Genomic DNA, 21,686 nt, shown 5'->3' on the forward strand with positions numbered 1-21,686 from the left:
TGTAGACGCTTGACGAGGTGTAAGTTCGCTCAAGTGGAGTGTTCCGAACGGTTCTGAAGTTCGTGTTGAAATTTGCGGTTAGGCTCGCGTTATGCCGCTCATGGATAGCTCACTTCATACTGTGGACGGTCAGGTGACCCATACCTGGTCAATGACAGTGTCTCCCGATCGCGTGTGGTGGGGGCTCACCGACGCCGAGGCATTGCCATGTTGGCTCGGAAAACTGACTTCCGGAGCGTTTGGCGTTGGGAACGTGGTGACGATCGAGCATGCCGAGGACTACTCCTGCGCCAGCCGTATTCAGGTCTATGAACCGGGCCAGCTACTGAGCATGACATGGGAGTTCCCGGACGAACCAACGTCGGAGGTACGGATTTCGCTCACGCAGGATGGTGCGTCAACGCGCCTGACGTTGCAGCACCTTGGCCTTGGGAGCGAGGCCGCCAATTACCTGACCGGTTGGCACACGCATCTTTTTTACCTCGAGGCGCTGCTGCTGGACGAGCCCCGTCCCATGGGCGACTTCTGGTCCACTTACGATGCGCTCAGGCGGGCCTGAGAACGAGGTCTGCCTGGACTACCTTGTCTCAGTGAGGGAAGCGATGGCGTGTTCTCGCTGCTGCCGGAGTACGTGCAGCTGGGGGAGGGGGCGCTGCGGTTTGTTCAAAGCTGCCCACCGAATGCGGGCGTTCACTGGGCATATCTAGACATGCCCAGTGAACGTGCCGATTCAGTGGGGTGCTTGGATCAATTGCCGGCTCTGCGTTCCCGCCGGTAGTGCCGTCGGATCGAGTGGCTCATCTCAGCTGTCTGTCCTCTGGCTGTCGGATGCTTCCACGAAGCGGTCTGTACGGGCTGCGACGTCGTCGAACTTTTTCTTGATCTCCGGCAAGGTGGCCGTGCCGTCGCGATACGACTCCTTGGACATGTCGACCTCATCGAAGCGCAACCGGCCGGAGTCGCTGTCGATGACGTCTGCCACCAATAGGTCGCCGGTTTCGCGGTCGAAGCCGCATTCGATTTTGAAGTCGATGTAAGTGCCGCCCTGCTTTCTCCAGGCATCTTCGATGACCTCAAAGGCCGAGGTGGTGCGGCTGCGAAGGCTAGCGATCAGTTCCGGTGAGACATCGGCGAAGCGGCTCTCACTCAGCGGCTCTTCACTGATGAGGTCGCCTGCCTTGAAGTCTGGGCCGATCGCTTCGGCCGCCTTGGTGTTAGGCACGTACCGCCGGATAACGCCAGCTTCGAAGTCGAACTCCAGGAGCGGGTCGTGGTTCGCATCGTCTTTCTCGAAGATTTCGAAGACAAGCTCGTCGAGTAGTACGCCATCGGCGACTTCAGGGAAGCGGTCTCTGAAGCCGCCGGAGGCGTATCGGCGCGCCACCAATTCCAAGGGGATCATTTCTACGTCGCGTGCCCGGAAGGTGACGTCATCAACTCCATCCACGAAGTGGGTGGGGATGCCGTTGCGTTCAAGGAGTTGGAATACGTTGACGGTTGTTCGCGTGGCGGCGGCCCCCTTTCCACGGAGCACATCGCGCCTGCCTCCATCGCTGGCGGTGATGTTGTCCTTACTGCGGACGAACACTTCACCGTTTCCCGCATCTTCGACGACCTTGGTTTTGCCTTCTGCTACAACTCGCGACAGACGTGCCCAAGCGGTCTGTTTGGTAACCCCAAGGGCCCTGCCGATCTCCGCCCAAGAGCGCCCTTGCTCGCGGGCCATTGCAACAAGGGAATCCATCTTCAACTCGATGTCGCGAACATAGCTTGATCCCGCATAGATGAACAGCAGCGGGTCGGCCACATCCTCGAGCTCGGATAAGTCCGAGGGTAGCGAGAAGTGGACCGTCCAGGGTGAGCTCTTGAACTGGGGGAGCACTGCATCCCCAGTCAGAATGCCCGCGCCTTCCAAGGCCAGAACCCAATCCGGGTGGACGGATTTCATCTCAGCGGATGTTCGATCTTTCGCCAATTCAAGCTCCCAAACTCTTTATCGTCAGCTAATCCTGACGTCAGTAATGTATGACGTCAGTTTCGCCTGACGGTGGTGCGAAGTCAAGCGACCTGAGCAAATCGACATCAATGAGTGGTGGCGTATGGTCACTGTGGAAAGTTTTGAAGTTACCGTCACCCCCTCCGGCAAGCCGTCGATGACGAACCATAGGCAGCGGGATCAACCTGCTGCAAATATGCGGATGGTTGCAGCTACCTCGGGACGCTCCGCCGTTACGCCGCGAGAGCGCTGACAAGTGAGAGTCCGCGTGGGCCGAATGATCTCAGTGGTGGAAGTAAAAGCGTTGTGATGCCGAGTTCGTTCGCCGCGCCGTCGTGGGTTGAACGATCTCCCACCATCAGTGTCCTCTTCCTGTCGCTGCCGGCCTTTTCCAGAGCCAGCTCAAAAATCTGCGCATCGGGTTTCTGTACTCTGTGTTCATACGAAAGCACGTAGTCGTCGATGTACTGGCCTGCTCCCTGCGCGGTGAGGAGCGGGCGAATGTCGAAATGGATATCGCTAAGGACGACGATCCGACAGCCGTAGAATTTCAACTGCTCGAGCGTTGGAACGACGTCGGGATATAGGGGCCGCGATTCGATGTTCTCGTCGAAGCGAAGCAAACACGTGGCTAATTCCCCGTCCAGACCAGCCCGCTCAAAACGCAGTGACTCCGCTGCATTGTACGACGCGCGGCTTGTGTCAGCGCTGGCCTGAGCAGCGACGATATCAGGGTCAGACTCACAGCGCAGGAGGGCTGCGCACACCTCATCAACTTCACCGATGTCCGGACGCCCGAGTGTCGCGAAAGTGCTGGCCACCCGATCGCGAAGAGGCGGATCGTGGACGAGCGTCCCACTCCAGTCGAAAATTACTGCTTCAACTTTGTCCATGATGAAAAGCTACAGCGCGGGCGTGAGCAGCCGAGCACGCAACCGACTCATGCGGGCGCCATCCAGACCGATTGTGCAAAAGTACGGTCCAACGCCCCCGTAATAGTTATCGATGTGCTCGAAAAGCGTGATCGCCGCGATCATCGCCCCGTTCCGTCTCAGGCTCCCTCGATAGATGGCGCCGAGAGTGGATTCGGATGCGGGATCTCGTTGAGCTTCCGCGTCGGGGTCTATCAGAGGCCTCAACCTATAGGCTGCGTCATCGGCAAATGGGTGGGCTAATGCACCGGCTTCCTCGATCGGACGGAGATCGAGCACGCGACTGAATTTCGGCATGGAGCCCACATATATCTGCAGACGATAATCGGTGGGCGTCTCGGACCGTACGACCGCCCCGTGGACGGTCGTCCCGCCAGCGTGAAGCGGCAGGCCTCCGATGTCACGAGCATTGTTGAATCCAGCCATGAAATGATCCACAGCCCAAGTATGTCCCGCTGCGGACATTGTCCGCTTATATCGTGAAGTCCTCCCACACAAAGGTTGTTGTCTGTCCTGTTTCCCAATCACGTCGAAGAATTCCGTAGGCAACCGAAGCGACCATTACACCGCCGTCGGCAGGCCAGGATTCACGGTAATGAGCCTCCTTGACCCAGCCACAACGGAGAAAGGTCTTACGCATCGCGACGTTGTCCTCGCGGGTCTGCCCCTCGAATCGGTGGACTTTCGGCATAGTCGTGAACACATGATCGGTTGCCGCACGTAAGATTTTTGCTCCCAGACCACGGTTACGGAACGGTCCGTCAAGGCGGAGGTCGAACAGTGGGGTGTCGTCACTGAGATCCTCTAACCGAAAGAAGCCAATGCGTCCGTGTTCGGTGTGATCGATCCAGAAGGAGTCGTTGTCCTCATCCCTGTACGCGCCCTCACTAATGGATGTTTCGACGAACTCCTGCGTTGGATGCGCGTTGACATGAAACATGAACTCATTACGTGTCATGAAATCGATTAGCGCGTTGTGATCGTGCCCAACGGGATCAATGCGCGTGAAGGTTGTAGGCATAATGCTTCACACTACTGCGCTTCAGTGTGCACCAAGGCAGGTGGGCTGAAAACGGTTCATAAGGCGAGCAGATGGTTGATGATCGGTTCTAGCGCTGCGCAGAGTTCGTCTGCCCGATCCGGGTCGTACAGGAGCCTGGTCGCGAATCCATCGGAGACGGCGATGATTCCTGCCGCGGCCATTTCGGGGTGTGAGGCACCGGAAGCGCCCAATGCTTCAATGAGTTGCCCGGTGATGCGCTGATCCTGGGCTACTAGCATTTCGGCGAGCCACGGAGTGTGGGTAGCTTCGGTCGTGAACGCATTCCACGCGAGAGCTTCTTCCCTGCGTAGCCGGTTTACGGGAAGGGTTTCCTGGACGAGGCGTACGAGGTAATCTACGGCTTCTCCAGTAAACGCTATGGCGTCCATTCGCGTCTCAACTTTGGAAACCAGAAGTTTCACTGCGGCGCGCAAGAGAGCTTCCTTGTTCGGAAACGTCTTCTGCAGTGCGCCAACTGACCAACCGGCATCCGCGGCGACTGTACGGACGCTGACGGCTTGGATGCCACCACGCACAATCAGGTCAAGTGCCGATGCAGCAAAGACTTCCTGCTTGTCTTGAATCTGCCTCATAGCTCCAGAATACGTGTGTATTCTGGAGCTATGAAATCGGCGCTTGGTACCGAACCCCACAAGGCGCGCCCCTCCTCGGCGAGGTGGTCTGCCGCGCTGGTAGGTGGTCCTGTTGACCTTCTGGATTTTCTTATTCCTTTGTGGGCGGGCGCTGCGCTCAGCCTGGACTCAGCGATGATCGGACTGCTGATCGCCACCGAACTGCTGATGTCCTTCGCTGCACGGTTTCCCGCAGGATTGCTGGCGGATGTGCGTGAGCGTCGGAGCATCGCGGCAGCTGGCGCAGCGCTGTTTGGCATATCCTGTGCCGGGTACGCTTTCGCGACTGGCCCTTACATGGCCTTTGGCTCTGCTGTTATTGGCGGTCTCGGAGGGGCACTTTTCTGGGTGTCTTTGCGAGCCATAGTCAGTGAAACGGTCGCCTCGGATTCCGCCTCTTTTTCACGACTGATGGCATGGCAGGAAACTGGCTCCTGGGTGGCCTTCGTCGCCGGCCTGACGTTAATTGGTTCGCTCGATTTCCGCGGTGTGTTCCTGGCAGCTTCCATCGCCTGCCTGATCGCTGCACTAACGCTGATCTTCGCCCCCCGGCGTCACACTCCGCCGGACAGGACGGCACAGGCGTTATCCACGAGACGGGTGGGGCCGATGCTGATAGCGACGGCAGTGACCTCGCTGGCTGAAGCCGCCATCGGGCTGCTGTTGTTGCTTCACCTCCAAAGCGCCTTCAACCTGAATGTTGTCTCCATTGCTCTGGTGTTCCTGCCCGGCGCGATCGTGATGAGTCTGATGCCCGGGCCAGCACACCGGCTTACCTTCCGTATCGGAAGGCGCAGAGTTGCTTCGATTGCCGCAGTTTCCAGTGCTGCGTTCGCCGTCTCCCTTGGTTTCGTTCCCTCACCTGCTCTCATTGCTGCGTTGTGGATTCTCAGTGCTGGCGCGTGGGCCGCAATTATTCCTATCGAACAATCGGTTATAGCCGAGGTATCAGGGGAGCGCGCTGGCAAGGGATTTGGGCTCTATGAATCTGCCAGGTTAGCCGGTGCCGGTGCCGGAGCCGTATTGGCCGGCGTCAGCTACGAGACAACCAACTGGCAGGTCGCATGCTTTCTCTTCGGATTTGCCATTGCCACCGGTGCAATCATCACCCCGTGGGCAATTCAGCGTTCTGGCGCCGAAAACTTCCCTCGCAACGGCGAGTCGATGCAGACATCGGATCCGGACCCTACCGAGCGCGGAAACTTCCGCACATCAGACCGAGTCCCCGGTAAGGAGAACGTGGAGGCCAGAACCGTGACAACAGTTAGGATGAACCGCTCCAAACTCACAGGCCTCGTCTGGCACCTGATCATCTTTGCTGGCGCCCAGGTTGTGCTTGCTCTCACCGGATGGTCCTGGATTATTGACTCGTTCAGCACCAGGGACTTCAGTGAGCACGTTGTCTCCGGAGGTCGCCCCGACCTTGAAGGTGTTCCGAGCTTGATCTACAGCGCAGGAAAAATCTGGGTCATCATCTTCATCATTGATGTCACATGGACGCTCGCCGCAGCAGGAAAAAAGAAACAAGTACCTGAGGAGACATAGCAGTCTGTTTCAGGCACCGAGCCCACTGGAGCGGGCAGCACCCGACGATGCCGTCCTGAGCATGGCACCGAAAGCGACGAGCACGGCTCCCACCACCCAGAGTCCAGTGTCATCCATTGCGGCGGCCGTGCTGATCCACGCGAAGGTGAAGAAAGCCGGAAGTACCAGCAGAGCGACGACGAAGTGCAGGAGGCGGTGAGCGAGCCCGACCACTACGATGCTGCAGAAGAAAGCTCCGATGCCCTGCCATAGCTCGTATGGACCCGTCATCCTGCCAGTAGCGGCGTCGTATTGATACTCGGTGTCCCAGGCGAACCAGCCGAACCAGAGTCCTGCGGACAGGAGTGCGATCAGGGCGACTAGTGCCCATTGCTGTGCGGGCGGTTGGTGGCGGTGTCGGGTCAGGCGCATACCTCACACTAAGCCTAGGGAATCTTCCCTCGACGCAGAACTTTGTCATCCTGACTACACGGAGCGGCTGCCGCTCAGCACCCGGGCCATAGGGTGGCACTATGACTGATCGAAACGAAATAGGGTGGAGCACGATCGGGCGGACCGTCACTCACAGAAGCCGCGTGACATTGGTCGACCACGAGGTGCTGCTCCCGGATGGTTCCCGTTCACACTTCGAAGTAGACGAGAGCATCCCCTTCTCGGTTGGAACGCTGGTGGTTGACGGCGAGGACTTGCTCTTGGCGCGTCAGTATCGGTACCCGCTGAACCGTTGGATCTACGATCTGCCGGGCGGCGGCGGGCATGTCGGCGAACTGCCCATCGACGCCGCACGGCGCGAGCTCGAGGAAGAGCTCGGCGTGGTCTCCGACGATCTCCGCCATCTACATACATTTTTTATGAACCCTGGCCGAGCGTCCTGGCCGACCCACTTGTTCATTTCCACTCACGCTCTGCAACCCGGACGCAGGGATACGTCTGATCCCACAGAACAGGTAAGGCTGGCCAGGCTACCGCTTGCGAAGCTCGCGAGCTGATAGGGCAGGGGGTGATTGTGGACCCTCCGCTGATCGTCGCACGAGCCGCAGCGGCCGCAAGGGGAGAGTTGCCGGTACTTGGTGCGGTAACGGCCTCTGAAGGACTTACTGCAGGAAAGCCCTCAGGGTGCTAATCCACTCGGCAGGCGCGTCGAGGTGGGCGTCGTGGCCTGCACGGGGGATGTCGGCTCTCTGAGCGTGCTGACCGCGAGCCACGAAGCTGCGCTTGCTGTCCTCGTCGAACATGCCGCTCTCTGCGAACGCGACCAGTGTGGGAGCCTTGACGCTCTCCCACTCATCCCACCGAGCTTCCTCGTCGACCGCTTCCATCGTCAACGGGTGCTGTCGCCATGCGCGCGGAGATCCACCAGGATCACTCGATACTCCGGAAGCGCTTTCGCGGTCGTGATGAATTCCCGGCCGCTGCCGGCCAGCCCGTGCAGGATCACGACCGGTGGTCGGTTTCCGCCGGTGTCCCGACAACTGATCGTCACGTCGCCGAAAGTCAACCTGCGCAGGGGGATAGTCATGAAGACATTGTCGCGCAATCGATCGGGTGACATCTCACAAGACCGAACGCCTTCGGTGCAGGGATCGGCTTCGGCCAATGTGTTGTACTGGACGTCGTGATCCGCGTAGCTCGTCCCGACGACCTTGCCCACCTGTTCGAGATCGAACGCACGGCGGGTGCCGCGTTCCGTGACCTGGACATGGCATCGGTAGCCGATGACGAACCACCGTCTGTGAATGTTCTGCGCGCCTACCAGAGCGCCGGACGGGCGTGGGTGGCAACCAATGACGTCGACGAGCCCATCGCTTACCTGGTTGTGGATGTCGTCGACGAGGCAGCACACATTGAGCAAGTGTCAGTGCACCCAAACTATGCCCGCCAAGGACTCGGGCGCCAGTTGTTGAACGCCGCAGAAGCGTGGGCTCGACAGCAAGGTCTGACGGCGATGACGCTAACTACCTTCATCGACGTGCCGTGGAACGGGCCGTACTACGCCCGGCTCGGTTTCCAGGTGGTTGCGGAGAACGAGTGGGCACCCGGCCAGCGACGCATCTGGGAACATGAAGCCGCCGTCGGCCTCGATGCGTGGCCGCGAGCCGTGATGCGGCGCATCCTGCCAAACGATGAGTCGACCCGGTAGCCGATCCCTCAACGGGCACCATCTATGAAGGCCTGGGTGGGCTAGCGTCCTGTACTCCGACTTCGGTCTGGGGACGATGGATGGAAGGGCCGGACGCGTTCGTGATCCAGCAGCCGTAGCGTGCGGCGCAGCGTCTCCGAGGTGCTCTCGCCGGGCTGCCCGGTCTCGCGCAGGATGCGCTCGTCGTCCGGCGTCGAACGGAAATCGATCCACCAAGCTGACGGCGTGCGAGCGGAGCAAGACCGCCGAGGTTGACGACGGCACCACCGTATTGGACACCACTACTCGGATGTGTCGATGATCGCCCCGTTGCGCGGGAGTGCGCCTCTAAACGTTAACCGCACGGCATTGGCGCGCTCGACGTGACGGTTGTCGATAGCTTGGACGTGGACATGCGGTTCGGTGCTGTTCCCGGAGTTTCCACAGCGTCCGAGCACATCTCCGACGCGTACGCGCTGGCCTGCCCGAACTTCGATGCTGCCTTGTTGTAGATGGCAAATGGCAACCACCCCGTCACTGCCCTCGATCAGCACATGGTTTCCGGAAAGCGCGACCCAGCCTGCTTTGGCTCGACGTTGCTGGGTCAGCGCGTAACTGATCGAGGGCAGGCCCCGAAAGGCCGCATGATCGGACTCGGCGTCGTGTGCGGCTACGACGATCCCTGCAATTGGTGCCAGCAGCGTGCGCCCGAAGCCCGGAAACTTGTCGGGTGGCTCTGGGCGTATGAGGGTCCCAAGCGTGATCGGCGCTGTGTGTCCGGCATCGTCGACTGGCACGAAGTCGATTGCGTGCGACGTGGCGAACAAAGTCGTGCCGTGGCTGGGCACGCGATTGGCGGGACTGTTCTGAGTAAGCCAGCGGCCAACGAAGGGGTATTCCAAGTCTATAGAAGTTGACACGCTATTCCTTTCTGCGGCCCGATGCCCAGCCCGTAAGCGGGGCGGGATTGCTACTTACGACTGCGGATCTCATAGCCATGCGTGGCCGATCATCGCGTTCTGATCGTAGCCCTCGCTGGGCAAATGATCCCTGTCACCACGACACCGCTAACTATCGTTCAATCCGCCGTAGAGGCGCTCCTCGGCTGGCGACCGGGCACTCCCACTCACTGCGTGATAGCCTGCCCGGTCGGAGGTAGACCTTATGGATGAAATGGCGATTGCGGCGTTGGTTAGGGATGGGAGCTTGCTATTGGCTTACCGACACCCGGCACGGCGCTGGTACCCGGACTGCTGGGACCTGGTTGGTGGGCACTTGGAGCGCGGCGAAAGTCCTCAAGACACTGTTCTCCGAGAGTGCCGTGAGGAGGTTGCCGTCGATGTATCGGAGCTGCGGCCCATCGAGATTAGAATCGACGATCCGAACCTCCTCGCTCACGCGTTCCTCGTGACTCGGTGGACCGGGGAGCCTACGAACGCAGCGCCAGATGAACATGATGCGCTGAGTTGGTTCAGTCCCGACCAGATTGCCGGCCTCCGGCTCGCCCATCCGAGCTACGCAAGCTGGCTTCCGCAATTGATTGCAGACTCTTCAGCCAAGGCGTGATTGCACTATCTGCCACAGGATGGTTTTGCGGGCCGACACTTACGTTGTCGGTTCCTCGCCGGTGCTTCCGTCGGCTTGCTCGCGCAGCACGTCGATATGCCCGAGGTGTCGTGCGGTTTCCTCGATCAGGTGGAGCAGGATCCAGCGCAGCGACATGTCGCGCTTGGCGGATGTGGCGTCGAGCGAGGGGGTAGCGGTGACAACGGCGTCGCAGCAGCGGGATTCCTCTGCGTATTCCGCGAGCAGGTCCGTCATCGTTGTGCCTGTCGGCACCCGCCATTCGGCTTCCGGATCGTCCTCGGTCCAGTTGTAACGTAAATGGCGCTGACCGGCGAAAACGTCCCGCAGCCACGACCGCTCCACGTTGGTGAGATGGCGCACCAGCCCGTGCAGGCTCATCCCGCTCGGCGTTGCGACGGAGTCCAGAATCTGGTCCGAGGCGTCCTTGACCTTCCACGCGACAAGGTCCCGTTGACGCTGCAGCACGCTCAGCAGCGTCGCGCGTTCGTCTCCGTGGTGTGCCGCTTCAGCGACTCCGAACCGCATGCCGTTCACATGATACTTACCGTCGTTCATAGACCGAGCCTTTCGCAGGTTAGGGATCGAACGCAACCCACGGGGGAAGGCAAAGAGCGGCGCCTTCGTCTCACAAACCGGCACTGTGCCTTTGCTGGTCCTCGAATCAGAGGCGTCACAATCGTCCATCAGATCAAAGGATTAGATCGAGGTACCTCCGGCGTGCTTTCATCGCGTGAATTGCTTCTTCGGCACCGTCGTCGTGGATGAGGACGACGAGCTCGAGGACGCGCCCGTGAGTGTCGAATCCAAGGATCAAAACGCGGGAGGGGTTCTCGTCGTCGAGCGAGCCAGAAAGGATTGGTGACCCGGCTGCGGCCACAATGTCTTCATCAGAAATGCTATGTTTGCGTGCAGAATGACGGATGATCACGCGGCGGACCACTCGGCCAGTGCGCGGCGTATAGCCTCGGACCGACTAAGGTGTTCGCGTTCGGCGCGTGCCATGACGGCGTCAAGTTCTGCTTCGGTCAGACGGACTGGCACGACATTGGCTGGTGTGTCGGCACGAGTAGGCCGCCCCAGCCGAGCGTGCAGCAATTTGGAGTCGTAACCACGTTCGGCTTCTGCCACCCAAGCATCGACCTGATCCTCAGAAACATCTTTACCGTCTACTTTCCGTTCCACAATCACTATCGTAATACGAAAGCTAAAGGAGTATAGGGAAAGTATTCCCGTACGAGTGCGGCAGTAGGTGTTGCAGTTGGGGATGGCGAGCTCAATCGGGACGGTCAGCTCAGCTTTGGTGTCGGGGAATGGGCAGGTCGAATCGACGACAGAGCGCCGAGGTGTCCTGCGCCAGATGCGGCGTGATGGTTTCCGACGCGCATAGCTCCTTATGTGCCCGTTAAACTTCCAGCGTCGGGCTCGCCCCAGGGGCAAGGTCAACCTCCCGCCATTATCCCGCGGAGGCCTGACGTCGTCGGTCTGTAACGCCGGGTGTTCGCCTCCAGTTGATCACCCGTTCACCCAAGGACCCCGGATCGGTTCATTTCGCTTGCCAAGGTGAGACCGGCCCCACACCGAACAAATCCGGAAGGTTCTCTCAAAATGAGCGACACCAAACGCCGTCTCCTGCCCATGCTCGGCCATACCAACGGAAAGCGCAGCGCCGTCACCTGCGCGCTCAAGTGCGACAACGCGTGCGCTGCCGCCGTGTGCAACACGAGCAGCAACAACTACTTCCGGGACATTGTCTCGAACGAACTGTCCCGCCGTAGTGTCATGGGTGCAGGGGCGGTTGGCGCCCTGACCATGCTCGTCGGTGCGAACTCTGCCGCTGCGGTGCCCGGGGGAGCGCGGATCGCGCCGGCTGTCTCTGCGAAGCGCGGTGGCGGTAAGAGCAAGCTCGCCTTTACGCCAATTGACCCCGTTGACGCCCTTGTTGACGACTTCACGGTTCCTGACGGGTACTCCTGGCGCCCGGTGATCCGCTGGGGTGACCCGCTCTTCCGCAATTCGCCCGCCTTCGACGCCAACAACCAGACCGCGGACGCCCAGGAGCTGCAGTTCGGCTACAACTGCGACTACACGGACATCATCGAAATCCCCGGAAGCAAAGGCCGCCGGGCGGTCCTGTTCGCCAACCACGAGTACACCAACGAGAACATCATGTTCCCGCCGGATATGCCGGCGGTGGAGGTCCGGGCAACAGCGCGGGCTGCACACGGACTGTCAGTGGTGGAGCTTGAGCGCAAGAACAAGAACGCGCCGTGGAAGTACATCGTCGGAGGCCGCCTGAACCGCCGCTTCCTCATGGAAACACCGTATGAACTGACCGGACCCGCAGCAGGCTCGGAGTTCGTGAAGACCATCGACGACCCGTCGGGCCGCTCCATCCTCGGCACCCTCGGAAACTGCGCCGGCGGAACCACGCCGTGGGGCACCATCCTCTCCGGCGAGGAAAACTTCAACGGCTACTTCGTCACCCCCGGCACCTCTGACGCCGACCGCCGGTACGGCCTGACCTCCAGCCCCACCGGGCGCCGCTGGGAGATCGACGATCCCCGCTTCGACACCCGGAACGCAGGCTACGCGAACGAGGCCAACCGCTTCGGCTACATCGTGGAGGTTGACCCGTTTGACCCCACCTCCACCCCGAAAAAGCACTCCATGCTGGGCCGCTTCAAGCATGAGGGCGCCAACGTGATAGTCGCCGACGACGGCAGGGTGGTCGCGTACTCGGGCGATGACGAGCGCTTCGATTACCTGTACAAATTCGTCTCGAGGAACAAGGTCCGGAAGGGGAACACTCCCGCTGACCGCCGGGCGAACATGAACCTTCTCTCCGAGGGCTCTCTTTACGTGGCGCGCTTCCAGGGCAACTCGGTTCCGGAGATCGACGGCACCGGGAACCTTCCAACTGACGGAGCGTTCGACGGCGTCGGCGAGTGGCTGCCGCTCATCATCAACAACCGATCCGCCGTCCCGGGCATGACGACGGCGGAGGTCGCGGTCTTCACCCGCCTCGCCGCTGACAAGGTCGGCCCCACCAAGATGGACCGCGCAGAGGACGTCGAACCGAACCTGCACACCGGCAGGGTCTACGTTGCCTGCACCAACAACACCAACCGCGGTGTCGGTTCGAACGCTCCTGTGGACGAGGCCAACCCGCGTACCCGCAACCGCGACGGCCACGTCGTCGAAATCACGGAGAACGGCGGGGACCAGACCTCCACGAGGTTCACGTGGAACCTGTTGCTCGTCTGCGGTGACCCGTCCACTAATGCGAGCACTTACTTCGGTGGGTACCCCGCGGACGAGGTTTCACCCATCTCCTGCCCCGATAACCTCGCGTTCGACAGCGCAGGCAACCTGTGGATTTCCACCGATGGGCAGCCCGGCACCATCGGCTACTGCGACGGGCTGTTCCGTGTAACGCTGGAAGGCCGGGAGCGCGGTCGGGTGGACCAGTTCCTCGCTGTGCCGCGCGACGGCGAGACCTGCGGCCCCATCATCCACGACGACGAACAGAACGTCTTCGTCGCCGTCCAGCATCCGGGCGAAGAGGGGTCCTGGGGAGCGCACACCTCCCTCTTTCCGGACTACGTGCCGGAGTGGAGCGCACCCAAGCGCGGCGAGGGCGCGCTGCCCCGCCCCTCCGTCATTCAGGTCTTCCCCGACGAGCGGAAGCAGCAGGGCGACGACAAGCCCGGGCGCGGCCGTGGCAAGGGTAAGCCGCGCAACGATGAGAACCGCGGCGGCCGGAACAACAAGTAACTAACGTGCGGATCCGGTGGGTTCGGCGGACGCGGACCCACCGGATCCACACGAATGTTCCATGACCCCTTGCGGGCAGTGTGAGGATGGGGGAGTGGACTCCATCGATTCAGCCCGCCGCGTTACTGCCGCCCTTGCCGCCAACGGCATCACCGATGTCGTGGTTGCACCCGGTTCCCGCAGCGCCCCGCTGGCTTACGCGCTTGCGGAGGCTGAGGCGGCGGGCATGCTGAAACTGCACGTCCGGATCGACGAGCGCGTCGCCGGGTTCACCGCGCTGGGCCTCGCCTCGGGATCCGGCTGCCCGGCCGCGGTGCTGACCACCTCCGGAACCGCCGTGGGCGAACTGATGCCCGCCGTGATGGAGGCCAACCATGCCGGGATACCGCTGGTGGTGCTTTCGGCGGACCGCCCCGACGAGCTTCGCGGCACCGGCGCCAACCAGACCACCCGCCAGGCGGGACTGTTCGGCGTCCACGTACGCGCCGCCGTCGACGTCCCCGCCGGCGCCGACCCCGCACCCCACCTCGCCCGTGCGCTCGCCGAAGCCCGGGGCGTCACGCAGCCGCCCGGACCCGTCCAGGTGAACCTCGCCTTCCGGGACCCCCTCGTGCCGGGCGATCGCGCCCAGTTGGAGCCATCCGGGCCGCCCCCCGTGGAACGCATCGAACGCGATGAACCAACGACGACGGCGTCACCTGCCTCCCTGCCGGACGGCGCCCGAACAGTGGTGCTGGCCGGGCATGGCGCGGGTGAAATAGCGGCCGTTTTCGCGCAGCACCTTAGCCTGCCGTTGCTCGCAGAGCCCTCCTCCAACGCCCGTTTCGGATCCTCGGCTGTCGCACCGTACCGGTTGTTGCTCGAAGAATTCGGTCCCCGGATAGGGAAGGTAGTGGTTTTCGGCCGGCCCACGCTGTCCCGGCCCGTTGCTGCCCTGTTGGCCCGCACCGACGTCGAACGCGCGCTCTATGTCCCTGAACCGCCGTCGTGGTTCGAAACGGGACGGCGACCGGAGCGCATCATCCCCGCGCTCGATGAGTTGCTCACGTTCGCTGGCCGCGGCGCGGATGGCTGGCTTAAGGAATGGCAGGTGGCAGGCGCCCGCGCGGAAGCCGCCATCCGGCTGCTGCTCGCAGCGGAACCGGCACTGAACGGACTGCACGTTGCGGACGTGGTCTGGGAGGGCACCAGCGGCAACCTGGTGCTCGGGTCCTCCAACCCGATCCGCGACGTCGACCTGGTGGCTTCCGCCGGCTGGCACCCCCTCGAGGTGTACGCCAACCGCGGGCTTGCGGGAATTGACGGGACAATTTCCACGGCAAGCGGGATTGCCCTGGCGGCGGGCATTCCAACCCGCCTGCTGGTTGGGGACCTGACTTTCCTGCACGACGCCGGCGGCCTCCTGCTCGGAACCGGCGAGGAGGAGCCGGACCTGCAGGTTGTGGTCCTCAACGATGCGGGCGGTGGCATTTTCGGGCTGCTCGAACACGGTGATCCGGCGACGATCGAGCGCTACGGCTCAGCTGTGGAACGGCTCTTCGGCACGCCCCATGCGGCGGATATCGCCGGTATCGCGGGCGGCTATGGAGTTCCGCACCGGTTGGTTTCCACAGCAGAGGACCTTGACGACGCCCTGGCAGAGCCGATCGTGGGCCGGTCCATCATCGAGGTCCACTCGAACCGCGCGGGTCTTCGTGATCTTCACGCCCGGGTGAAGGACGCGGTGCGCGAGGCAACGCGGACGGCCCGCTGAGTGCGCACATAATTCCCCCTCAGGGGCACCATGTGCGCACCCACTGGTCAGAGCACCTTCGAGAGGAACTCCTGGGTTCGCGGGTGCTGGGGGTTGCCGAGGACGTCCTCGGGCTTGCCCTGCTCCACAACCACGCCGCCGTCCATGAAGACAACGCGGTCGCCTACCTCGCGTGCGAAACCCATCTCGTGGGTTACAACCATCATGGTCATTCCGTCACGTGCGAGCTGCTTCATGACGTCCAGGACATCACCGACCAGTTCGGGGTCGAGCGCGCTGGTGGGCTCGTCGAAGAGCATCATGTCCGGGTCCATCGAGAGCGCACGCGCAATGGCGACGCGCTGCTGCTGGCCGCCGGAAAGCTGGGGAGGGAAGGCTTCCGCCTTCTCTGAAAGCCCCACTTTCGCTAGATTGCGCTTTGCAACCTCGATGGCCTCCACTTTCTTGCGCTTCTTGGCCCGCATCTGCGCGAGCGTCAGGTTGCGGGTGACATTCAGGTGCGGAAAAAGGTTGAACTGCTGGAACACCATGCCGATGCGGGTGCGGACCTGGTCCAGGTCCGTTTCCTTGTCGGTGATGTCCACCCCTTCCACCACAATGGTTCCCGAGGTGGGTTCCTCCAGTCGGTTGACGCAGCGCAGGAGGGTGGACTTGCCGGATCCGGACGGCCCGATAACGCAGACCACCTCGCCTTCGTCCACGTGAAAGTCGATTCCCTTGAGGACTTCGTTGTCGCCGAAGCTCTTGTGCAGGTTGCGCACCTCGATAGCGGGGACGCCGGTTTTTTTCGTTTCGGCCATGATCTATCGGCCTCTCTTGTTGTGGCGTTCCAGTTTGGCGACCAGCTGGGTGAGCGGCAGCGTGATGACAAGGTACAGCAGCGCGGCCAGGACCAGTGGGGTGGAGTTGGCCTGGGTGGTCAGGGCGTCGCGGGCAAAGGTGGTGAGCTCGCGTTCGCCCAGCGCCATGCCGACGATGAACAGCAGTGACGTGTCCTTGATCAGGATGACGAGCTCATTGGTCAGCGGGGGAGTGACAATGCGGAAGGCCTGCGGCAGCACTACTGAAACCATGGTCCAGGAGGGACGCATTCCCAGGGACCGGGCGGCTTCGACCTGACCCTTGGGTACGGCTTCGATGCCGGCCCGGAGGGTCTCGGCGATGTATGCGGAGGACACGATCATCAGGGCGATCAAACCGGCACCGGTGCTGCCTCCGGGGGGCTGCCACCCGGTTGCGATCGGCAGTCCGTAAGCGAATCCGAAGATCACCAGCAGGGCAGGCAGCCCGCGGAACAGTTCGATGTACGCCGTCGCGAACCAGCGGTACGGCAGCACCGGCGAGAGCTTCATCAAGGCGAAGATGAGGCCGAGGATCATCCCGCCGACGAATGCGATCGCCGTATACAGCACGGTGTTCTTCGCTGCAATGGTAACGATCTCCGGGAACGTCTCTGCAGCAACCTCGAGGTTGAAGAAGTTGTTCTGGATCAGCGCCCAGTCGGTGGTAAGGACCACGACGGCGACAACGATGATGAAGACCGCATACAGAACGCCCTGAAAGAGCCGTTTACGGGTTGAGGGTTTCACGTGTTTCTACCTAACTTTCAGGAGGTGGACACGACAGCGGCAGTTCCGCAATGGGAACTGCCGCTTTGCGTGTGAGGCTTACTGCTCCTCGAAGTAGGTGTTGTAGATTTCGTCGTAGGTGCCGTCTTCACGAAGCGCGGTGAGCTGCTCGTTGATGGCGGAAACCAGTTCCTCTGAGCCCTCAAGGGACATCGCGAACCCATACTGCTCTTCGGTGGGGTATTCCTCGGCGATGGTGAAGGCGCCGTCTTCGGTGTGCCCGATGTTCACGGGGAGATCCTGCAGGATGGCGTCGATGCTGCCTGCCTGGATCGCGGCATACATTTCCGCGTCTCCGGGGAACTGCACAATCTCGGTGCCTTCCGGCGCGTTCTCTTCGGTGTAGGTGTAGCCGGTGGTTCCCTGCTGGGTGCCCACGGACTTGCCGGCGAGGTCTTCGATGCTCGCGATGTCCGAATCGGCAGGAACCAGGAGCGACTGCAATGACTCGTAGTAGGGCTCCGAGAACGTGAGGTTCTCTTCCCGCTCCTCATTGATGGTGATCGCGCTTGCGCCGATGTCGCACTGGTTGGCGGCGAATGAAGCCCCGCTCTGCAGAGGTTCGAACGCGACATCCTCGATTGCGAGTTCCAGCTCCATGCCTTCGGCGATTGCCCGCACCAGATCGATGTCGAAGCCGGTGTACTCGCCGTTCTCCTCGAATTCGAAGGGAGGGTAGGGGATATCGGAGCAGACCGTGAGGCTTCCGGGAGTGACCAGGCCGAGCGGGTTTTCCGCTCCGCCTTCAGATTCGTTTCCGCCGCCGCACGCGGTCAGAGCCAGCGCGCCGGCTGCCACAACGGCAAGCGACTTGGAGATCTTGGAGAACATGCAAATACCTCAGCTTTGAACGGGATGTAAAGAAACGTCATGGACGATTCTAGCTGTATGGAGATGTGCATCACAGGCTACAGGTATTGCCTATTGGTAACCAAGCGGTCCTTGCAAAAGATTCAATACCGTAATGGGAGGGGAAGGCCCAGCGCCTCGATCATCGGCCGGAACTTACTCCAGGTCTCGGCCAGTTCGGCAGTCGGCTGGGAAGCTTCGACGATCCCGCAGCCCGCATACATCCTTACCCGGGTCGGTGTTTCGACGACCGCCCCGCGCAACGCAATCCCCCACTCGCCGTTCCCTACGGCGTCCATCCAGCCCACCGGCCCCGCATATGGTCCGCGCTCCAGGTGCTCGAGTTCCCGGATCAGCTCGCCGGCCACCGTGGTTGGCGTGCCGCACACGGCCGCAGTCGGGTGCAGCGCCTCGACCAGAGCCAACGACGACGGCACCCGGCCCTCGCCGTCGGGCGCCAATTCGGCGGTGACGTCAGAGGCGAGGTGCCACACGTTCGGCAGTTCCAGCACGAAAGGTTCGCTGTGTGAGGTCATGGTGCGGGTGAAGGGCTCAAGCTGGCGGGTGAGGGAATCGATCGCGATTTCATGCTCGTGCTGCTGCTTCTCGGACCCGGCGAGCACCCGGTCGGCGTACCCGGCTTCACCCGCCGGGGCCGAGGAACGGTCCAGGGTTCCGGCGAGGACGCGTGCGCGCGCCGTCTGATCCTCCACCTTGATGAGCATCTCCGGTGTTGAACCGATCAGGCCGTCCACCGAGTAGGTCCAGCAGTCCGAATACCGCACGGCGAGTTCGCGGAGTACCTGGGCCGTTGAGATGGGCGATCCCAGTTCAGCCACTACATCACGGGCGAGCACCAGTTTGCTCAGCTCCCCGTCACGGATGTGGGCAACACCGCGGCTTACCGCCGTCATCCACTGTTCCTCAGTGAGGATGCCTGGTGCCAGCCGGTCTTCCGGAGAGGGCTTCCGCTCGGGTTCGACGTCGTCCAGGAAGGAGGCCAGAGCCGTCTCCGCTGCAGCGGGACTCAACTCCGCGCCGTCGTCGTCGGTGATGTAGGTCAGCCAGCTTTTGCCATCCCGGCTGCCCACGATGATCTGCGGCACGATCAGGCGCGAGGGGTGGCGTGAGGTTTTGGAGAAGGCGAACGAACCGAAAGCCAATAGTCCGCTACCGGGCCGGTCAAGCGGATCGACGACGTCGGCGGCAGCGATCACCTCGCGCCACCATTGCTGCCCTTCGGCGAACCGGCCGGGCCCGGAGGTGGTGAACCGGGCAACCTCACCGAAGCCAACCAGGCCACCCCCACGACGGATCCAGGTGTGCACGTCATTGCGGATCACGTAGTCCAGCAGGCCGGTGCTGAGCTCGAGATCGCCCCGCTCAAAGGTGATGCTGCGGAGCGCCGGCGCCTTGGGCAGCGGCGTCGCCACTGCGGCAGGGGACGGATTGCTCATGATGCATTAGCGTACTCCCGTCCGAGCTCAGGTCCGGATCGGGCCCGCTTCTGCCGTGATTGGGGGTGCAGTGCAATGTTTGAGACACTAACTAAGTGAATCGAGCATCGCTGGATAAGCGTCCCGACGAAGTTGCGGCCATGTTTGACGACGTGGCGCCCAAGTACGACGTCGTGAATGACGTGCTCTCGCTAGGGCAAACGCACCGTTGGCGGCGCATCGTGGTCGAGGCCGTCGATGCCAAGCCCGGTGACCGGGTGCTGGACCTCGCGGCCGGAACGGGAACCTCCAGCGAGCCGTTCGCAGACGCCGGAGTGAACGTCGTAGCGTGTGATTTCTCACTCGGAATGCTGCGCGTAGGCAAGCGCCGCCGTCCGGATATCGATTTCATCGCGGGCGACGCCACCAACCTCCCTTTCGCAGACAATTCCTTCGACGTATGCACCATCTCCTTCGGCCTGCGCAACGTGGATAAGCCCACCAGGGCCCTCGAGGAGATGCTGCGCGTGACCAAGCCGGGGGGAAGGCTGGTCATCGCCGAGTTCTCGCAGCCCACCGTTGCACTCTGGCGCACTATGTATACCGAGTACCTCATGCGTGCGCTCCCCGCCATCGCCACGAAGGTGAGTTCCAACCCGGACGCTTACGTCTACCTCGCTGAATCCATCCGCGCCTGGCCCAACCAGGACCAACTCGCTGCCTGGATCAGCGGGAGCGGCTGGGATTCGGTTGCGTACCGCAACCTCAACGGCGGCATCGTCGCCGTACACCGTGCCACCAAGCCTGAGGGCACCATTACGACGACGGCGGCCGCCTCCCAGACGCGCGGACGGCGGCGCAGCAGTAGGGCTGCCAACTAAGTGTCAGTCCTCATCATTGGCGCAGGACCCGCTGGATCCACCGCTGCGTACTACCTGGCTGCGGCCGGTATCGAAACCACTGTTGTCGAGAAGACTTTCTTCCCGCGTGAGAAGGTGTGCGGCGATGGCTTCACGCCACGGGCGGTGCGGGAGATCCAACTGCTCGGCCTGCCCCACGGCGAGGAACTGGGGTGGCGGCGCAATAAAGGGCTGCGACTCCTTGCTGGCGGACGCACTGTCGAGCTGCCGTGGCCCGCGCTTTCCGACTTCCCCTCTTATGGACTGGTCCGAACCCGGCTTGGCTTCGATGAGCAGCTGGCCGCGCACGCGCGCTCGGCCGGCGCACAGATTCTCGAGGGGCATTCCGTCACCGAAGCGGTGCGGGACAAGTCCGGGCGGGTGACCGGCGCCGTCGTCAATGTGCTTGGTGCTGACGGGCGGCGTACCGGCGAGAAGAAGGCCTTCACGGCCGACGTCGTCCTGGCGGCGGACGGCAACTCCACGCGGACGGCCGTGAGCCTCGGCATGGCCAAGCGTGATGATCGGCCGCTGGGTGTGGCCGTGCGGACGTACTTCAACAGCCCGCGTCACGAGGATCCGTGGATGGAAGGCTGGCTTGAGCTGCCGGATGCCACCGGGAAGCCGCTCCCCGGGTACGGCTGGGTGTTCGGCGTGGGAGATGGCACATCGAACGTGGGGCTGGGGATCCTGAATTCCTCTGCATCGTTCGGCAAGCTCGATTACAAGCAGGTGCTGCGGGACTGGACCGCCGGGATGCCGGCCGAATGGGGGTTTTCCGAGGACAACCAGGTGGGCGAGATCCGCGGCGCTGCGCTGCCCATGGGGTTCAACCGGACGCCGCACTATCAGCCCGGATTGCTGCTGCTGGGGGATGCCGGCGGGATGGTGTCGCCGTTCAACGGTGAGGGCATTTCCTACGCGATGGAATCGGCCAGGTACGCCGCCGAGTTCATCGAACGCGCAATGGGCGTTGCGCCCGGCCTCGCCCGGGACAACGTGCTTTCCGGTTACGCGGGTTTCATCCGGGATTCCTGGGGAAGTCACTTCACGCTCGGCCGCGTCTTCGCTGCCCTGATCGGCAAGCCGGCAATTCTGCGGCTGGCCTTGCGGACCGGTATGCCTATTCCCGTCCTGATGCGGTTCGTTGTGCGGATGCTCGCCAACCTCACGGATACGCAGGGGAAGGGCTTCGAGGACCGGGTCATCCGGGTCCTAGAGGGCCTCGTGCCGGCGACCGGCAACCAGTAGGGCTAGATTCGTGCAGCTACGGTGGCTTCCGGCGCCATCGGCTCGCCTGAGCTGCACAAAAGTTCCCACGTTCCTCCACCGATAGCGCCTACCGGCCCCCCAACTTTCGCTGGCGCTCAAGTAGGGGCCCTGCCGATAGCGCCTACCGGCCCCCCAACTTTCGCTGGCGCTCAAGTAGGGGCCCTGCCGATAGCGCCTACCGGCCCCCCAACTTTCGCTGGCGCTCAAGTAGGGGCCCTGCCG

Annotated in this window: 25 protein-coding genes; 10 read left to right on the forward strand and 15 right to left on the reverse strand. The window is 62.2% G+C overall.

Annotation, left to right across the window (positions count from 1 at the left end; genetic code table 11):
- Nucleotides 1-91: 91 nt before the first annotated feature.
- Nucleotides 92-559, forward strand: a complete 468-nt coding sequence (locus ACX80C_RS06275; protein WP_459325435.1) for an SRPBCC domain-containing protein — start codon at nt 92-94, stop codon at nt 557-559.
- 243 nt (nt 560-802) lie between these two features.
- Here ACX80C_RS06275 and ACX80C_RS06280 read toward each other — a convergent pair whose 3' ends face one another.
- From ACX80C_RS06280 to ACX80C_RS06300, 5 genes are all read right to left on the reverse strand, one after another.
- Nucleotides 803-1,807 (reverse strand): phosphoribosylaminoimidazolesuccinocarboxamide synthase, encoded by a 1,005-nt coding sequence (locus tag ACX80C_RS06280; protein WP_459325436.1) that lies wholly within the window; start codon nt 1,805-1,807, stop codon nt 803-805.
- A 422-nt stretch (nt 1,808-2,229) separates the two neighbouring features.
- Nucleotides 2,230-2,889: an HAD family hydrolase gene (locus ACX80C_RS06285; RefSeq protein WP_459325438.1), complete on the reverse strand. Its 660-nt coding sequence runs from the start codon at nt 2,887-2,889 to the stop codon at nt 2,230-2,232.
- A gap of 9 nt (nt 2,890-2,898) precedes the next feature.
- A complete protein-coding gene (locus ACX80C_RS06290) occupies nt 2,899-3,366 on the reverse strand; it encodes a tyrosine-protein phosphatase (protein ID WP_459325439.1) in 468 nt (155 codons plus the stop codon).
- Between the two features lie 34 nt (nt 3,367-3,400).
- Nucleotides 3,401-3,949, reverse strand: coding sequence for a GNAT family N-acetyltransferase (locus ACX80C_RS06295; protein ID WP_459325440.1), 549 nt, complete (start codon nt 3,947-3,949; stop codon nt 3,401-3,403).
- A 56-nt stretch (nt 3,950-4,005) separates the two neighbouring features.
- Nucleotides 4,006-4,563: a TetR/AcrR family transcriptional regulator gene (locus tag ACX80C_RS06300; RefSeq protein ID WP_459325442.1), complete on the reverse strand. Its 558-nt coding sequence runs from the start codon at nt 4,561-4,563 to the stop codon at nt 4,006-4,008.
- 30 nt (nt 4,564-4,593) lie between these two features.
- Between ACX80C_RS06300 and ACX80C_RS06305 the strand changes: the two genes are divergently transcribed.
- A complete protein-coding gene (locus ACX80C_RS06305) occupies nt 4,594-6,147 on the forward strand; it encodes an MFS transporter (RefSeq protein ID WP_459325443.1) in 1,554 nt (517 codons plus the stop codon).
- A 9-nt stretch (nt 6,148-6,156) separates the two neighbouring features.
- Here ACX80C_RS06305 and ACX80C_RS06310 read toward each other — a convergent pair whose 3' ends face one another.
- Nucleotides 6,157-6,558, reverse strand: coding sequence for a hypothetical protein (locus tag ACX80C_RS06310; RefSeq protein WP_459325444.1), 402 nt, complete (start codon nt 6,556-6,558; stop codon nt 6,157-6,159).
- Between the two features lie 101 nt (nt 6,559-6,659).
- On the opposite strand from ACX80C_RS06310, the gene ACX80C_RS06315 reads away from it, so the two are divergent.
- Entirely contained in the window at nt 6,660-7,136 is a 477-nt protein-coding gene (locus ACX80C_RS06315; protein ID WP_459325445.1) for an NUDIX hydrolase, read from the forward strand.
- Between the two features lie 105 nt (nt 7,137-7,241).
- Here the strand turns inward: ACX80C_RS06315 and ACX80C_RS06320 are convergent, their stop codons facing one another.
- Complete coding sequence (locus ACX80C_RS06320) at nt 7,242-7,472, reverse strand: alpha/beta fold hydrolase (protein WP_459325446.1); 231 nt, start codon at nt 7,470-7,472, stop codon at nt 7,242-7,244.
- Nucleotides 7,469-7,666 carry an alpha/beta fold hydrolase gene (locus ACX80C_RS06325; RefSeq protein ID WP_459325447.1) on the reverse strand — a complete coding sequence of 66 codons (198 nt, stop codon included), beginning with the start codon at nt 7,664-7,666 and terminating at the stop codon, nt 7,469-7,471. The genes ACX80C_RS06320 and ACX80C_RS06325 overlap by 4 nt, the downstream gene beginning before the upstream one ends.
- Nucleotides 7,667-7,762: 96 nt before the next feature.
- On the opposite strand from ACX80C_RS06325, the gene ACX80C_RS06330 reads away from it, so the two are divergent.
- On the forward strand, nt 7,763-8,287 hold the full coding sequence (locus ACX80C_RS06330; RefSeq protein WP_459325449.1) for a GNAT family N-acetyltransferase: 525 nt from the start codon (nt 7,763-7,765) through the stop codon (nt 8,285-8,287).
- Nucleotides 8,288-8,568: 281 nt separating this feature from the next.
- Here the strand turns inward: ACX80C_RS06330 and ACX80C_RS06335 are convergent, their stop codons facing one another.
- Nucleotides 8,569-9,186 (reverse strand): M23 family metallopeptidase, encoded by a 618-nt coding sequence (locus ACX80C_RS06335; protein WP_459325450.1) that lies wholly within the window; start codon nt 9,184-9,186, stop codon nt 8,569-8,571.
- A gap of 253 nt (nt 9,187-9,439) precedes the next feature.
- Here ACX80C_RS06335 and ACX80C_RS06340 point away from each other — a divergent pair, with 253 nt between their 5' ends.
- On the forward strand, nt 9,440-9,832 hold the full coding sequence (locus tag ACX80C_RS06340; protein ID WP_459325488.1) for an NUDIX hydrolase: 393 nt from the start codon (nt 9,440-9,442) through the stop codon (nt 9,830-9,832).
- A 39-nt stretch (nt 9,833-9,871) separates the two neighbouring features.
- Here ACX80C_RS06340 and ACX80C_RS06345 read toward each other — a convergent pair whose 3' ends face one another.
- Nucleotides 9,872-10,408 (reverse strand): DinB family protein, encoded by a 537-nt coding sequence (locus ACX80C_RS06345; protein ID WP_459325451.1) that lies wholly within the window; start codon nt 10,406-10,408, stop codon nt 9,872-9,874.
- A gap of 175 nt (nt 10,409-10,583) precedes the next feature.
- Between ACX80C_RS06345 and ACX80C_RS06350 the strand changes: the two genes are divergently transcribed.
- Entirely contained in the window at nt 10,584-10,715 is a 132-nt protein-coding gene (locus ACX80C_RS06350) for a hypothetical protein (RefSeq protein WP_459325453.1), read from the forward strand.
- A 62-nt stretch (nt 10,716-10,777) separates the two neighbouring features.
- Here ACX80C_RS06350 and ACX80C_RS06355 read toward each other — a convergent pair whose 3' ends face one another.
- The gene (locus tag ACX80C_RS06355; protein WP_459325455.1) at nt 10,778-11,035 is read right to left on the reverse strand and encodes a ribbon-helix-helix protein, CopG family; all 258 of its coding nucleotides are present in this window, start codon (nt 11,033-11,035) and stop codon (nt 10,778-10,780) included.
- A gap of 423 nt (nt 11,036-11,458) precedes the next feature.
- Here ACX80C_RS06355 and ACX80C_RS06360 point away from each other — a divergent pair, with 423 nt between their 5' ends.
- Nucleotides 11,459-13,627: a PhoX family protein gene (locus ACX80C_RS06360; protein ID WP_459325457.1), complete on the forward strand. Its 2,169-nt coding sequence runs from the start codon at nt 11,459-11,461 to the stop codon at nt 13,625-13,627.
- Nucleotides 13,628-13,688: 61 nt separating this feature from the next.
- Nucleotides 13,689-15,380: a 2-succinyl-5-enolpyruvyl-6-hydroxy-3-cyclohexene-1-carboxylic-acid synthase gene (menD, locus tag ACX80C_RS06365; protein ID WP_459325459.1), complete on the forward strand. Its 1,692-nt coding sequence runs from the start codon at nt 13,689-13,691 to the stop codon at nt 15,378-15,380.
- A 47-nt stretch (nt 15,381-15,427) separates the two neighbouring features.
- On the opposite strand, the gene ACX80C_RS06370 is transcribed toward menD, so the two are convergent.
- The 4 genes from ACX80C_RS06370 to ACX80C_RS06385 form a co-directional block, all read right to left on the reverse strand.
- Nucleotides 15,428-16,180: an amino acid ABC transporter ATP-binding protein gene (locus ACX80C_RS06370; protein WP_459325460.1), complete on the reverse strand. Its 753-nt coding sequence runs from the start codon at nt 16,178-16,180 to the stop codon at nt 15,428-15,430.
- 3 nt (nt 16,181-16,183) lie between these two features.
- Nucleotides 16,184-16,969 (reverse strand): amino acid ABC transporter permease, encoded by a 786-nt coding sequence (locus tag ACX80C_RS06375; RefSeq protein WP_459325462.1) that lies wholly within the window; start codon nt 16,967-16,969, stop codon nt 16,184-16,186.
- A gap of 78 nt (nt 16,970-17,047) precedes the next feature.
- Nucleotides 17,048-17,839: a substrate-binding periplasmic protein gene (locus ACX80C_RS06380; protein WP_459325463.1), complete on the reverse strand. Its 792-nt coding sequence runs from the start codon at nt 17,837-17,839 to the stop codon at nt 17,048-17,050.
- A 122-nt stretch (nt 17,840-17,961) separates the two neighbouring features.
- Nucleotides 17,962-19,314 carry an isochorismate synthase gene (locus ACX80C_RS06385; RefSeq protein WP_459325464.1) on the reverse strand — a complete coding sequence of 451 codons (1,353 nt, stop codon included), beginning with the start codon at nt 19,312-19,314 and terminating at the stop codon, nt 17,962-17,964.
- A gap of 95 nt (nt 19,315-19,409) precedes the next feature.
- Here ACX80C_RS06385 and ACX80C_RS06390 point away from each other — a divergent pair, with 95 nt between their 5' ends.
- The gene (locus ACX80C_RS06390) at nt 19,410-20,174 is read left to right on the forward strand and encodes a demethylmenaquinone methyltransferase (protein WP_459325465.1); all 765 of its coding nucleotides are present in this window, start codon (nt 19,410-19,412) and stop codon (nt 20,172-20,174) included.
- Nucleotides 20,175-21,443, forward strand: coding sequence for a geranylgeranyl reductase family protein (locus ACX80C_RS06395; RefSeq protein WP_459325466.1), 1,269 nt, complete (start codon nt 20,175-20,177; stop codon nt 21,441-21,443). It begins immediately after the preceding gene.
- The last annotated feature ends 243 nt before the right edge of the window (nt 21,444-21,686 follow it).

The sequence above is a fragment of the Arthrobacter tecti genome (assembly GCF_054511355.1).